The sequence below is a fragment of the Streptomyces sp. NPDC001920 genome, from assembly GCF_053594495.1.
Window position 1 is genome coordinate 97810 of sequence record NZ_JBSFEP010000015.1, and the last position, 13445, is coordinate 111254.

Sequence of the window (13445 nt, forward strand, 5' to 3'; positions counted from 1 at the left end):
CGGCAGACTCCGCCTCCGCTGGCGGAACTCTCCATGCTCGCCTCACTGGGCACCCTGCCCGAACTGGCCCGTCAACTCTCCGGCCTGGGCGGCTGCATCCACCCGGTACGCCTCGACGGCCACCGCACGGAGTACGCCGTCGACACGACGACCGGTGAGGTCGGACGCGTCCTGCACCACCTCGACTCGACCGCCCTCCCCGCCGGAAACCTCCTCGTCCGCTGCAACAACCGCCGTGCCACCCGCTGCCCGGCCTGCGCCGAGCTCTACCGCCGCGACACCTACCACCTGATCACCGCCGGACTTCGCGGCGGCAAGGGCACCCCTGAGCAGGTCGGCACGCACCCGCGCGTGTTCGCCACGTTCACCGCGCCGAGCTTCGGCCCGGTCCACAACCGCCCCTCCAGCGGTCGGCCCTGCCGCTGCGGGGCCCGCCACGACGACACAGACCCGGCCCTCGGCACGCCCCTCGACCCGGACACGTACAACTACGAAGCGGCCGTGCTCTGGAACGCGCACGCCGGGGCCCTGTGGCGCCGGTTCTCCATCTACTTCCGCCGTGAGGTCGCCAAGCGTGCCGGCCTCACCCAACGTGCCTTCCGCGACCACGCCCGCATCTCCTTCGCCAAGGTCGCTGAGTACCAGAAGCGTGGAGCCGTCCACTTCCACGCGGTCATCCGTCTCGACGGCCCCGAGGGCGGCGACACCTCGCCCCCGCCCTGGGCCACGGCCGAGCTGCTGCGCGACGCAATTCACGCCGCTGCCACCGCCGCTCGTGTCGGCGGTCCGACTGTCGACGGCCGGGCGCACTCGTTCGTCTTCGGCCGTCAGCTCGACGTCCGCCCGATCCGCTCGTCTGACTTCGACTGCGGCCGGGAGCTGACCGAGCGGGCCGTAGCGGCGTACATCGCCAAGTACGCCACCAAGGGCGCCGAGACCGCGACGGGCACCCTTGACCGGCCAATCCGCTTCCTCGCCGAGCTGGCCGGGGCCCGCATCACCGACCACGCCCGCCGCATGATCCGAACCGCCTGGACCCTCGGCGCACGCCCCGAGTTGGCAGATCTCCGCCTACGGGCCTGGGCGCACATGCTCGGCTTCCGCGGCCACTTCTCCACCAAGTCCCGCCGCTACTCCACCACGCTCGGCGCCCTCCGCGACGCCCGCGCCGAATGGCGCCGCGCCCAAGCTGCCCCGCCTGCACCCCAGGACGGCGAAACCACGCTCGTCCTCGCGCACTGGGTCTTCGCCGGAACGGGCCTCAGCTCGGGCGAGACCTGGCTGGCGGCATCGCTCGAACCTGCTCCCGGCACGGAAGGAGAGCCGACCACATGAACGACCGCTACCTGTCCGTGGACCAGGTCGCCGAGCTGCTGGGCACGACTGCCCGCTTCCCTCGGCGGCTGATCGAGGAGCGGCGCATTCGGTACGTCAAGATCGGCCGACACGTCCGCATCCCTGAGAGCGCCCTTTGCGAATACCTCGCCTCGCGCACTGTGGAGCCGTTGCGGCGGCCTCGCTCCCGTTTCGGGAGGGCTGCTGCCTGATGGCCAACAGCAAGGGCAGGCGCCGCCGTTTCGGCGCGATCAGACGGCTTCCGTCCGGCCGGTACCAGGCTCGCTATCCCGGCCCTGACGGCGTGATGCGTCCCGCTCCCGTCACTTTCGAGACGACGGCGGATGCCGATGACTGGCTTGCCGAGAAACAAACCGAGATCCGGCGGGGGGAGTGGCGTGACCCCGAGGCAGGTGCGGTGAGCTTCCGGGCCTACGCCGACAAGTGGGTCGACGAGCGGGAGCTTGCGCCGCTCACCCGCGACCTCTACCGGTACCTCCTCGACAAGCACCTGTTTGCCTTCGCCGAGTCGGACTTGGACGAGATCACCGCTCCGCGTGTCCGGGAGTGGCGGGCCGACCGGCTGCGGACCACGAACGCCAAGACGATGACGGCCAAGGCGTACCGGCTCCTCAAGGCCATCATGGAAACGGCCGTGGACGACGAGCTGATCACCCGCAACCCGTGCCGGATCAAGGGAGCGGGGAAGGAGAAGGCGGCTGAGCGGCGTATCGCGACCGTCGCCCAGGTCGATGCCCTCGCCGAAGCGGTGGGGATGCGGTGGCGGCTCATGGTCTACCTCGGCGCGTACGGCCCGATGCGCCCGGAGGAACTGGCCGGCCTCCGTCGCCGAGACATCGACCTCGACAACCTTCGCGTCCGCGTCCGTCTCGCCGAGCCCGAGCGGATGAACGGGCGGCGCGTCCAGGGCGACACCAAGTCGGAGGCAGGGACCCGGACTGTGATTCTTCCCGCGTTCCTCCGCCGGGAGCTCCGCTGGCATCTGGAGAGCTACGCCGAGCCGGGTCCCGATGGGCTGATCTTCGTGGGAGAGAAGGGCGCTCCGTTCAGGCGCAGCACCTTCGGGCGGAAGTGGCGGCGGGCGCGAGAGGTCGTCGGGATGCCCGAGGGCTTCCGGTTCTACGACCTTCGGCACACGGGGCACACGCTCTCCACGCGCTCCGGTGCCACGCTCAAAGACACCATGGTCCGGGCCGGGCAGTCCTCGGAGAAGGCAGCGTTGATCTACCAGCACTCCGACGACGAGCGGCAGGAGGAGGTGGCCGCCGGGCTGGATGCGACGGTGCGGAAGGCTCGGGCTGCGGCCAGGGAGGCCCAGCGCGACAAGGGGCCCGACGAGCCTTCTGGCACAAATCTGGCACGCGGCGACTGATCACAGCGAACAGCAAAAAGGCCCGGGTCTCTGACCTGGGCCTTAATCATGGAGCGGGTGACGAGAATCGAACTCGCGCTCTCAGCTTGGGAAGCTGATGTTCTACCATTAAACTACACCCGCGTAAGACGCCCGCCCTGAGATCATCCGGAGCCGGTGTCCGATTGCCCCGTCACTCTACCTCATCCTCGGTCCCCGGCGCTGACGCCGTGGGGCCTGAGTGGGTTTCAGGGAGTGGATGTGGGTACGCGGGGCCGGAGTTGGGGCGTACGGTGGTGGGGTGGGAGAGGGGCCCGGCGGGGTCGGAGTGCCGCCTGGAGGGCCGTCCCTTTGATCCCGTAATGTGGCCTTCCGTCGTCAGGCAGGTGAGCAGCCGACGCGGCTCTTGGGGAAGGGACTCTAGGACTTGATGGAGCGCACCGTCGTCCGTTGTGCCGATGGGCACGTGTTCAGCACCGCTTCGTTTCCGATGCAGCAGGCCGAGCGACTCGGCCCCGGGCGGCTTCTCCGGTGTCCCCGGTGTGCCCGGCTCCGCAGTGTGGTGCCAGTGGTGCTGCAGAAGCGGTAGCGGGCGTAATCGCGGCAAGCGGTGGCTGGGACAGCAGGGACAGCAGTAACCGCAAGGACAGCAGGGGCAGCAGTAAGTGTTGTAAGTGCTGTGACAGCAGGTGTGGTGCCGGGCGCGCGGGTGGCTTGATTGTGGCCGTTCCGCGCGCCTTGCGTATCCTCGGGGCGTGCTTCTCTCAGACAAGGACATCCGGGCCGAGATCGACGCCGGGCGGGTACGGATCGATCCCTACGACGAATCCATGGTGCAGCCGTCGAGCATCGACGTGCGGCTGGACCGTTACTTCCGGGTGTTCGAGAACCACCGGTACCCGCACATCGACCCCTCCGTGGAGCAGACGGATCTGACCCGGCTCGTGGAGCCCGAGGGCGACGAGCCGTTCATCCTGCACCCCGGTGAGTTCGTTCTCGCCTCCACCTACGAGGTCATCACCCTTCCCGATGATCTTGCCTCCCGGCTCGAAGGGAAGAGTTCCCTAGGCAGGCTCGGGCTGGTCACCCACTCCACCGCCGGGTTCATCGACCCGGGATTCAGTGGGCATGTCACGCTTGAGCTGTCCAATCTCGCGACGCTCCCCATCAAGCTCTGGCCCGGCATGAAGATCGGCCAGCTGTGCATGTTCCGGCTCAGTTCGCCGGCCGAGTTCCCGTACGGCAGCGAGCGCTACGGGTCCCGGTACCAGGGGCAGCGCGGGCCCACCGCCTCCCGGTCCTACCTCAACTTCCACCGGACCCAGGTGTGAGCGCGGGAGTGAGCGGCGGCATGAGTGAGCCTGGCGTGCGGGAGGACCTGACGTACGAGGGGTTCGGCGCGGCCGTCCGCGAGCTCGCGCAGAGCATCGCCGACGACCGGTACGAGCCGGACATCGTGCTCAGCATCGCCCGCGGCGGGGTCTTCGTCGCCGGTGGCCTCGCCTATGCCCTGGACTGCAAGAACCTCCACCTGGTGAACGTCGAGTTCTACACGGGCGTCGGCACCACGCTGGAGATGCCCGTCATGCTCGCGCCCGTTCCGAACGCGATCGACTTCACCGACAAGAAGGTCCTGATCGCCGACGACGTCGCCGACACCGGCAAGACGCTGAAGCTCGTGCACGACTTCTGCGTCGAGCATGTCGCCGAGGTGCGGTCCGCCGTGATCTACGAGAAGTCGCACTCCCTCGTGAAGTGCGAGTACGTGTGGAAGCGCACCGATGAGTGGATCAACTTCCCGTGGAGCGTCGAACCGCCCGTCGTCCGGCGTGCCGGGCAGGTGCTCGACGCCTGAGTGGGGGCGGTCCTGTGCGGCCGTGCCGTGAGAAGCGTGACGAAAGGGCCCCCGGCGAGCAGCGCCGGGGGCCCTTTCGGGTGTCCGCGGGGGTTCTAGAACGTACCCAGCTTCAAGATCGACAGCAGGGCGACCAACTGGATCGCACTCGCGCCCAGGGCCTTCGGCCACGGCAGGTCGTGGGACTTGGAGACCATCAGGGTGAGGAGGGCGCCCGCGGCCACCCAGGTCGCCCAGCCGAGGACCTGGACGAAGGTCGCGTCGCCACCGGCGAACATGGCGAAGACGAGGCGGGGTGCGTCCGTGAGGGACATGATCAGCATGGAGAGGCCGACCGTGGGCTGCCAGGCGCCGTCGCCGCCCAGCTGGCGGGCCAGGGTGTGCGTGACCACGCCCAGGACGAAGGACGACAGGACCATGGCGACGGCGGTCGTGAGGACGATCGGGACCGCGTTGGACAGGGTCGCGTTGATCGCGTCCTCTCGGGCGCCGTCGAAGCCGAAGACCGCCAGCAGGCCGTAGAGGAAGGTGACGACGAGGGCGGGGCCCCACATCGAGTAGTCCCGCATCTGGAGGAACGTCCGGCCGGGGGAGACGATGATGCCCCGCAGCAGGTCCTTCCAGTGCAGCCGGGGGCCCACCGGGGCGGCCGGGGCCGCTCCCGCGTGGTAGGTCTCGCCCTGGGTGTAGGGGTCCTCGCCGACCGAGAACGCCTGGGTGTGACCGGGGTTGTTCGCCGCGTACGGGTCCGGGGTGCCGCCGCCGGGTCCGTGCGGGTAGCCGCCGTCGCCGAAGTACTCCGGCTCGCCGTGGCCGCCGGGGCCACCGTGGCCCCCGGGGCCGTAACCCCCGTGTCCGGCACCCCTGTTCGCCTGCGGCCAGCCGCCACCGCCCGCCGAGCCGCCGTACGGCTGCTGCGACGGCGGGGGATAGCCGTACGACGGCCCCTGGGGCGCCTGCTGCCCGTACGGAGGTTGTTGCGGTCGCGTTTGCGGGGTGCCGTTGTTCCGGCTGCCGCGTCCGATCCTGAATCCAGCCACGTCTTCGAACGTACCTGGTCCGGGCGGCTCGCGTGCCGGGCCCTGCGGTCAGGGCCCGGCTTTGCTGCCGAGCTGTGACATCCCCTAAGGGTGCGGCGGTGCGGTTCCCGGTGGCCGGTCAGGGTTGTGCCGTACGGAACCGGGGGGCGCACCGCCGCTCAGGCGGGTCAGCCCGACAGGACGTCGCCGAAGTACGCCAGGCCCGAGGGGCCGCCCACCGCCGTGCTGCCGAAGGACTTGGCGCCGGTGGCCGTGATGCCGGTGGAGGTGCCGCGCAGCACCCAGACGGATCCCGCGCCGTCGTTCTCGCCGCGGGCGCCGCTGATCAGCTCGGCGCGGCCGTCCTTGTCGGCGTCGGTGAGGAAGACGGAGTGGCCGAAGTAGTCGTACGACTCGGCGGTGCCCGGGACTCCGCTGGTGTCCTGCGAGAACGACTTGGCGCCGCTGCCCGTCAGGCCGGAGGCCGAGCCGCGCAGGACCACGACCGAGCCGGCGTCCGTCCTGCCGCTGAGGTCCTCGTTCGCCACGCCGGCCGCGATGTCGGCGTAGCCGTCGCCGTTGGTGTCACCGGCGGCGAGGCTCCACCCGAAGGCGTCGTTCTTCTCGGACGCGCCCGGCACTCCGGTGGTGTCCTGGGTGATACGGACCGGGGTGCGGCTGGACAGGCCCGTGGCGGCGCCGTACGTGACCGTGATCGCGCCGCCGAAGCCGCCGTTGGGCTCGTCGGTCGACTTCTCCATGAAGTTGCCGGTGACGATGTCGCCGTAGCCGTCCTTGTCGACGTCGGCGATGACCGCCGCGTAGCCGCCGGCGACCTTGGCGCCCGCCGTCAGGCCGGCGGCCGAGCCCTTGTAGAGGACGCCGCGGGTGCGGAAGCCGCCGGTGATCTCCTCCTGGCCCAGCACGAGCAGGTCCGACCTGCCGTCGCCGGTGACGTCGCCCGCCGTGATCTGCTCGGTGCCGACGCCGGTCTGGTCCTGGGTGTCGATGCCGCTGAGGCCCGCGGCCACGCCGGTACGGGAGATCGGGCCCTTGAAGACGTTGAGGCCCGGAGCGGCGATGTTCACCGCGGCCAGGTCGGTGGCGCCGTCGCCGTCGAAGTCACCGGTGGCGACGGACCAGCCGAGCGCGTAGCGGTTCTCGGGGAGCGGCGAGCTGATGTCGGTGCCGCTCTTGATGCCGGTGGCGCCGCCCCACAGCACGGTCAGGACGCCGGTTTCGTCGGTCGAGCCGATCTGCTCGGCCTGCACGCCGACGACGATGTCGGTGTAGCCGTCGCCGTCCAGGTCGCCGGTGGTGACGCGTTCGCCGAAGTAGTCGCCGCTCTCGGGGACGCCGGGGATGCCGGCGGTGTCCTGGCTGATGACCTGCCGCTTGGTGGTGTCCAGGCCGCTCGCGGTGCCGTAGACGACGGCGACGTTGCCGGCGTTGCTGCGGCCGGCGACCTTGGCGAGCGGGGCGGTGATGACGGCGTCGCGGTAGCCGTCGCCGTTGAAGTCGCCGGACGGGCCGGAGGGGGCGGCGGCCGCCGTGGTGGCGGGCAGGGCGGTGAGGAGGCCGGTGGTGAGGGTCGCGGCCAGGAGAAGTGTTCGCTTGCGCATGGAGATTCCCGTGAGTCCGTTTCCTGGATCAGCAGTTGAGTGGTGTCGCGCCGCCGGGCGGCGCGGTGGCCGGACGGGTCACTGGGCGATCGCCGAGCCGAAGTAGTAGCCGCCCCTGAGGGAGACGTCGGCCGCGGTCAGTCCCTTGGCGCCGGTCGTGGTCAGGCCGGTGGAGGTGCCGCGCAGGGTCCAGACGCCGCCGGTGGAGTTCTCGCCGGCGACGCCGATGACGAGGTCGGCCTTGCCGTCCTTGGTCAGGTCGGTGAGGTCGACCGCGGCACCGAAGCGGTCCGAGGTCTCGGCGGTGCCGGGCACGCCGGTGGTGTTCTGGGTGTAGGACCTGGCGCCCTTGGCGGTCAGCCCGGAGGCCGAGCCGAACAGCACGGTCACCGACCCCGCCTCCGCCGCCGAGCCGATGCCCTCGCCGGGGGCGCCGACCACGACGTCGGCGTAGCCGTCGCCGTTGATGTCGCCGGTGCTCAGGGCCGAGCCGAACCGGTCGTCGGTCTCTCCCGAGCCGGGCACGTCGGTGCTGTCCTGGTGGACGACGGTCGGCGTCTGCGCGGGGTCGGGGCCGTCGGGGCCGCCGTACCAGACGGTGATCTGGCCGCCCTTGTGGCCGCCGGGCTTGTGCTCGGAGGGGTCGGTGGGGTCGCCGAGGACGAGGTCGCCGTATCCGTCGCCGTCGATGTCGGCGATCGAGCCGCTGGAGCCGTCGGCGTTCGGCAGCTCGGTCAGGACGTTGCCGGTGCTGGTCTTGCGGTAGTAGAGGATCTGGCCGCCGGGGTCGCCGTCCACGAAGTGCGGGTGGACGCGCTCGGCCACGCCGTCGCCGGTCATGTCTCCCGCGATCGCCTCGTAGGTGGTGCCGAGTTCACCGACGCGGTGGTGGCTCAGCGGGCCGCCGGTGCGGGTGAAGGGGCCCAGGTACATGCGGGTGTGGGTGCGGCCGACGAGGGTGACGTCGGTGTCGCCGTCACCGTCGAAGTCGCCGGTCGCGGCGCCCTGGGAGAAGTTGCTGTACTCGACGAGCGTCGACGGCTGCGGCAGCCCCTTGCCGCCGGACAGCCCGGAGCCGGAGCCCCACAGCACGGTGCCGGAGCCGACGCCCTCACGGTCGCCGACGGCCTCGTTCGAGGCGCCGACGACGAGGTCGGAGTAACCGTCGCGGTCCAGGTCGGCGGCGGCGAGGCTCGCGCCGAACAGGTCGCCCGACTCGGCGGTACCCGGAACCCCGGTGGAGTTCTGGGTGATCACGGCCTTCCGGGTGGCGGAGATCCCGGACGACGAGCCGTACAGCACGACCACGGCGCCGGCGCAGGACGCCGAGCCGACGGTGGCGCACGGGGCGCCGACCGCGCTGTCACGGTAGCCGTCGCCGTTGAAGTCGCCGGACAGGCCGGAGGGCGCGGCCGCGGCGGGGCCGGCCGGGAGTGCGGTGAGCAGGCCGGTGGTGAGGCCGGCGACGAGGAGGAGGGTGCGCTTGCGCAAGGTCGGGTGCTCCTGGGAGGAAGGGGGGCCGGGCCCGTGGGGACGGGCGGGCCCGGCCGGGATGCGGGCCGTACGGCTGCGCCGCGGGATGCGGGGACGGGGCGCGGCCGTACGGCCCGCTGGTCGGTCCGTCGGTCCGTCGGTGCGGTTGGTCCGGGGGGGCCGCGTCGGCCCTTCGATCCGTTCGGTTCCGTCGGTTCCGTCGGTTCCGTCGGTCCGGTCAGTCGGTCCGGTCGGTCCGGTCGGTCAAGTCGATCCGGTCGGCCGTCAGTCCGCGAAGACCGCGCCGAACTGCGGTGAACCGGTCGTCGAGAGGCCGGAGTCGCTCGGGGCGACGCTGCGCGAGCCGGACGTCGTGATCTTCGTGCCGTTGGAGGGCAGGTAGGTCAGGCCGCCGTTGCCGGAGTTCTCGTACGAGCCGATGACCAGGTCGGCCTTGCCGTCGCCGGTGACGTCGTCGAGCTTGAGGTCGGCGCCGAACAGGTCGGTCTTCTCGTCGTTGCCGGGGACGCCCGCGGTGCTCTGGGCGAAGCCCTGGACGCCGGTGGTGGTGTCGATGCCGCCCGCCGAGCCGTACAGGACGGTGACCTGGCCGGTGTCGGCGACGCCGCCGATGTCCTCGGTCGGGGAGGCGATCACCAGGTCCTGGTAGCCGTCGCCGTTGATGTCACCGAGGTCCAGGTCCCAGCCGAAGCCGTCGCCCTTCTCGGAGCTGCCGGGGACGTTGCCGCTGTTCTGGGTGACACCGGTGGTGGTCGCGGGTCCGGAGGCGGAACCGTACGTGATGTTCACCTTGCCGCCGTTGGCGGCGTCCGGGACGGGCGTGCCGTCGTCGAGGGTGGCGTCCCAGCCGGCGCCGCTGACGATGTCGCCGTAGCCGTCGCCGTTGATGTCGCCGACGGCGGTGATGATGCCGGGCTTGAGGGCCTTGGCGGAGGCGGCGCTCAGGCCGCTCGCGGTGCCGGGCACGTAGTAGTTGGTGTTCCAGCCGTAGTCGGTCTGTGTCTCGTAGCCGTCGACGATCAGGTCGGTCCGCTTGTCGCCGTTGACGTCGCCGGCGGTGAGGCTCAGCGGGCCGTGCGGGAAGTCGTTGGAGCCGTTCTGGATGGGCGGCTTGACGGTGTAGCGGCCGCCGGGGGTGCCGGAGGTGCTGAAGCCGCCCTTGAAGACGTGGATGGTGTTGGAGGAGTTGCCGACGGCCAGGTCGGCCTTGCCGTCGCCGTCGAAGTCACCTGCGGCGAGGTCCTTGCCCCAGTAGTCGTGCGAGGAGGGGGCGGGGTCGGCGACGGTGACGCCCTTGCCGGTGAGGCCGCTCGTGGAGCCCCACAGGATGGCGACGCCGCCGCCGTTGGTGTCGGTGCCGACCTTCTCCCACGGGGAGGAGACGGCGAGGTCGTCGTAGCCGTCGCCGTTGAAGTCGGCGTACGCGGTCTCGGCGCCGAAGCCGTCGCCGGTCTCGGCGGTGCCGGGGGAGCCGGTGGTGTTCTGGCTGATCGTCGTGCGCTTGGCGGACGATACGCCGGTGGCGGTGCCGTACAGCGCGATGACCTGGCCGGCGCCCTCGCGGCCGCTCACGTAGGCGCCGTGCGCAGAGGCGACGACGTCACCCCGGCCGTCGCCGTTGAAGTCGGCCTGCGGGACGTGGGCGGAGTCGGCGGCGGTCGCCGTGGTGGCGGTGAGCGTGAGCAGTCCGCCCGTCAGCGCGGCCGCGGTGGCCGTCGCGAGGGCGATGCGCAGGCGGGGGTGCCTGTGCGGGTGCGCGTGCGCGTGGTGCATGCGGGGTTCTCCTGCGGCATGCGGGATGCCCGGCGGGGCATCGGCAGTCGTTGGGTGCCGGGGTCCGCCCGTGTTGGCCGGAATTTGTCCTCGGATTCACGGGCGGTTGGCGATCAGGAGACTCGCGGTGGGGCGTAAGGGTTGTACGTGCGTTCGGTAATTCTTCGAGGCGGGGGGAGCGGCGTGGTTCGTGGGGTGTTTTCAGCCAGGCGCAGGCGCAGACGCAGGTGCGGCGGGTCGGCACTCGCGGCCGGTGCCCGGACATGGCACCGGCCCCGTCCTCGTGCTCAACCGGCCGCGGCGGCGCCGAACCACTCGGGCAGCCGGCCGAGCAGGTCGTGCTGGTCGTCGCCGACCCACGCCACATGGCCGTCCGGCCGCAGCAGCACGGCGGGCGCGTCCAGTTCCTCGCTGACGTCGACGACGTGGTCGACCCGGTCCGCCCAGCCCGCCACCGAGAGCCGGCCGGTCTGGTCGAGGAGCAGTCCGCGGCCGCGGTGCATCAGGGAGTAGAGACGCCCGCGCTTCAACTCCACGTCCCGCAGCCGCCGGCCGAGCAACTCGTGCCCCTCGCCGAAGTCGTAGCGGATCCCGATCGCGGTGATCTTCTCGGTCAGGTACCGGCTCACGTCGTCGAAGTCCATCAGCTCGGACAGCAGCCGGCGCACCGCCGAGGGGCCGGGCTCGGTGGACAGCAGCAGCATCTGCGCACGGGTGTTGCCGAGCACGTCGGCGGCCACCGGGTGCCGTTCGCGCTCGTAGCTGTCCAGCAGCCCTTCCGGAGCCCAGCCGTTGACGGTGGCGGCCAGTTTCCAGCCGAGGTTGAAAGCGTCCTGGATGCCGAGGTTGAGCCCCTGCCCGCCGGTCGGCGGATGGATGTGCGCGGAGTCGCCGGCCAGCAGTACCCGGCCGACCCGGTAGCGCTCGGCCTGCCGGGTCGCGTCGCCGAAGCGGGACAGCCAGCGCGGTGAGTGCACGCCGAAGTCGGTGCCGGCGATCGCCCGCAGCTGTTGCCTGAACTCCTCGAAGGCCGGCGGTGTCCTGCGGTCCTCGGCCACCTCCCCGGCGGGTACGACGACGCGGTACACCCCGTCTCCGAGCGGCATGAAGCCGAACCGCTTCTGGGTCTTGCGGACTTCGGTCATCACCGCGACGAGTTCCTCCTGCGGCACGCCCGCCTTCATCTCGCCCAGCAGGGTGTCGACCGAGCTGGGCTCGCCGGGGAAGGCGACTTGGAGGAGCTTGCGCACCGTGCTGCGGCCGCCGTCACAGCCGACGAGGTGGTGAGAGCGCAGCCGCGTGCCGTCGGCGAGGTCGACGGTCACCCCGTCCTCGTCCTGGCTCAGCCCGACCAGTTCGCGGCCGCGCCGGATCTCGGCGCCGAGTTCGGTGGCGTGTTCGGCCAGCAGGCGGTCGGTCGTGGTCTGCGGGATGCCGAGGGTGTAGGCGTGGGCGGTGTCCAGCCGTTCGGGCCACGGCTTCTCGATCCCCGCGAAGAAGCCGCCGACCCGGTACTGCTTCCCGTGCTCCAGGAACCGCCCGAGCAGGCCGCGTTGGTCCATCACTTCGATGCTGCGCGCGTGCAGTCCGAGCGCGCGGACCACCTTGGTCGGCTCCGGGTCCTTCTCCAGCACCACCACATGCACCCCGTGCAGCCGGAGTTCGGCGGCCAGCATCAGGCCGGTCGGGCCACCGCCGGCGATGATCACGTCGATCATGAATCCCCCAAAGCGTGCATAACTCGCGCATCACTGATTTTCCGCAGGTTCTGGCTCAGGCGGGAGATTCTGCTGCACCAGGGGGGCCTTGCCGCAAGGCCCCCCGTGCGCTATAGGTTGAGAGTGGCAAGGAGCAGCGGACTCCTTGCCTTCTCTGTTTCCGGTCGGCTTCCGGATCGGTTTCCCGATCGGCTTCCGGATCGGTTTCCCGATCGGCTTCCGGGATCGACTGCAGGGATCGACTTCCGGACTCGATTTCCGGGCTCGACTTCCGGGGCCGTATGTCCTGATCAGCGGCGGAAGGCGTCCGCGTGCTCGGCGGCCCACTGGGCGAAGGTGCGGGCCGGGCGGCCCGTGACCTTCTCGACGGTGTCGACGACCGTGCGGCCCACCTCGGGGGTGTTCCCGTACGCCTCCAGCAGGAAGGCGATCACATCCTCCGGCTGCCCCGCCGCCCGCCACTGCTCGACGGCCTGTTCCTCGGTCAGCTCGACCAGGGCGATCTCCCGGCCGCGCGCGGCGGCGATCGCCGCGACCTTGTCCCCCACGGTGAGCAGTTCGGGCCCGGTGATCACGTACTCCTGACCGCCGTGGCCCTCCTCGGTGAGCGCGACCGCGGCGACGGCGCCGATGTCGCCCTCGTGCACCATGGCGCTCAGCCGGGCGACGAACGGCTCGCGGACCTCGTCCGAACTCCGGATCCCGTCCGCCCACTCCAGGGCGTTCGCCATGAACTCGACCGGCATGAGTACGGTCCACCCCACGCCCTCGTCGGCGCGTACGGCGTCCTCCAGCGGGGTGGGGCCGCCGCCGTGCAGCACGGTGACCCGGTGGACGCCGGCCGCACGGGCCAGCTCCAGGATCCGGGGGCCCGTCTCCAGCGGGGCGAAGTAGGGCCCGCCGAAGGTGATCAGGTGGAGGCCGGTGACGCCCTCCAGGGCCGGGATCAGGGTGTCGGGCTCGGTCAGGTCTCCCCGGACGACCTCGACGCCGGCCGGGAAGGCGGCCTTGGCGGGGTCCCGGGTGAGGGCGCGGACCTCGTGCCCGCGGGCCAGCAGCTCGGCGACGATCCGGCGGCCGACCGTGCCGGTGGCTCCACCGACAAGGATCTTCTGGTCCTGGTCCTGGTTCTGGTCCTTGGCCTGGGCCTGGTCCTGTGTGGTGGCCTGAGCCAGAGCCTGGGTCTGCTCCTGCTTCTGCTTCTGCGGCTGCGTCTGCGTCATGAAAGGAACGTAGAAGGACTTGCGGTCAGCTTCG

At 71.1% G+C, this 13445-nt stretch carries 11 protein-coding genes and 1 tRNA gene; 5 read left to right on the top strand and 7 right to left on the bottom strand.

Annotated features, from left to right (window positions below; genetic code table 11):
* The first annotated feature begins 33 nt into the window (after positions 1 to 33).
* From ACWCPI_RS25835 to ACWCPI_RS25845, 3 genes are read left to right on the top strand one after another with little or no spacing between them, the layout of a single operon-like run.
* Positions 34 to 1335: a replication initiator gene (locus tag ACWCPI_RS25835; protein ID WP_451040460.1), complete on the top strand. Its 1302-nt coding sequence runs from the start codon at positions 34 to 36 to the stop codon at positions 1333 to 1335.
* Complete coding sequence (locus ACWCPI_RS25840) at positions 1332 to 1547, top strand: excisionase family DNA-binding protein (protein ID WP_451040366.1); 216 nt, start codon at positions 1332 to 1334, stop codon at positions 1545 to 1547. Before ACWCPI_RS25835 ends, ACWCPI_RS25840 begins: the two co-directional genes overlap by 4 nt.
* Positions 1547 to 2728 carry a tyrosine-type recombinase/integrase gene (locus ACWCPI_RS25845; protein WP_451040367.1) on the top strand — a complete coding sequence of 394 codons (1182 nt, stop codon included), beginning with the start codon at positions 1547 to 1549 and terminating at the stop codon, positions 2726 to 2728. Before ACWCPI_RS25840 ends, ACWCPI_RS25845 begins: the two co-directional genes overlap by 1 nt.
* Positions 2729 to 2777: 49 nt before the next feature.
* On the opposite strand, the gene ACWCPI_RS25850 is transcribed toward ACWCPI_RS25845, so the two are convergent.
* Positions 2778 to 2851, bottom strand: a tRNA-Gly gene (locus ACWCPI_RS25850).
* Positions 2852 to 3462: 611 nt separating this feature from the next.
* Here ACWCPI_RS25850 and dcd point away from each other — a divergent pair.
* Both dcd and ACWCPI_RS25860 read left to right on the top strand, forming a co-directional pair.
* Entirely contained in the window at positions 3463 to 4038 is a 576-nt protein-coding gene (dcd, locus tag ACWCPI_RS25855; RefSeq protein WP_019754014.1) for a dCTP deaminase, read from the top strand.
* A 20-nt stretch (positions 4039 to 4058) separates the two neighbouring features.
* Positions 4059 to 4562, top strand: coding sequence for a phosphoribosyltransferase (locus ACWCPI_RS25860; protein WP_451040368.1), 504 nt, complete (start codon positions 4059 to 4061; stop codon positions 4560 to 4562).
* 95 nt (positions 4563 to 4657) lie between these two features.
* On the opposite strand, the gene ACWCPI_RS25865 is transcribed toward ACWCPI_RS25860, so the two are convergent.
* The 6 genes from ACWCPI_RS25865 to ACWCPI_RS25890 form a co-directional block, all read right to left on the bottom strand.
* Positions 4658 to 5602 (bottom strand): Yip1 family protein, encoded by a 945-nt coding sequence (locus ACWCPI_RS25865; protein WP_451040369.1) that lies wholly within the window; start codon positions 5600 to 5602, stop codon positions 4658 to 4660.
* Between the two features lie 167 nt (positions 5603 to 5769).
* Positions 5770 to 7203, bottom strand: a complete 1434-nt coding sequence (locus tag ACWCPI_RS25870; protein ID WP_451040370.1) for an FG-GAP and VCBS repeat-containing protein — start codon at positions 7201 to 7203, stop codon at positions 5770 to 5772.
* A gap of 78 nt (positions 7204 to 7281) precedes the next feature.
* Entirely contained in the window at positions 7282 to 8694 is a 1413-nt protein-coding gene (locus tag ACWCPI_RS25875) for an FG-GAP-like repeat-containing protein (RefSeq protein ID WP_451040371.1), read from the bottom strand.
* A 267-nt stretch (positions 8695 to 8961) separates the two neighbouring features.
* Positions 8962 to 10470 carry an FG-GAP and VCBS repeat-containing protein gene (locus ACWCPI_RS25880; protein WP_451040372.1) on the bottom strand — a complete coding sequence of 503 codons (1509 nt, stop codon included), beginning with the start codon at positions 10468 to 10470 and terminating at the stop codon, positions 8962 to 8964.
* Positions 10471 to 10757: 287 nt separating this feature from the next.
* Complete coding sequence (gene rox, locus ACWCPI_RS25885) at positions 10758 to 12188, bottom strand: rifampin monooxygenase (protein ID WP_451040373.1); 1431 nt, start codon at positions 12186 to 12188, stop codon at positions 10758 to 10760.
* A 290-nt stretch (positions 12189 to 12478) separates the two neighbouring features.
* On the bottom strand, positions 12479 to 13411 hold the full coding sequence (locus ACWCPI_RS25890; RefSeq protein ID WP_451040374.1) for an NAD(P)H-binding protein: 933 nt from the start codon (positions 13409 to 13411) through the stop codon (positions 12479 to 12481).
* Between the last annotated feature and the right edge of the window lie 34 nt (positions 13412 to 13445).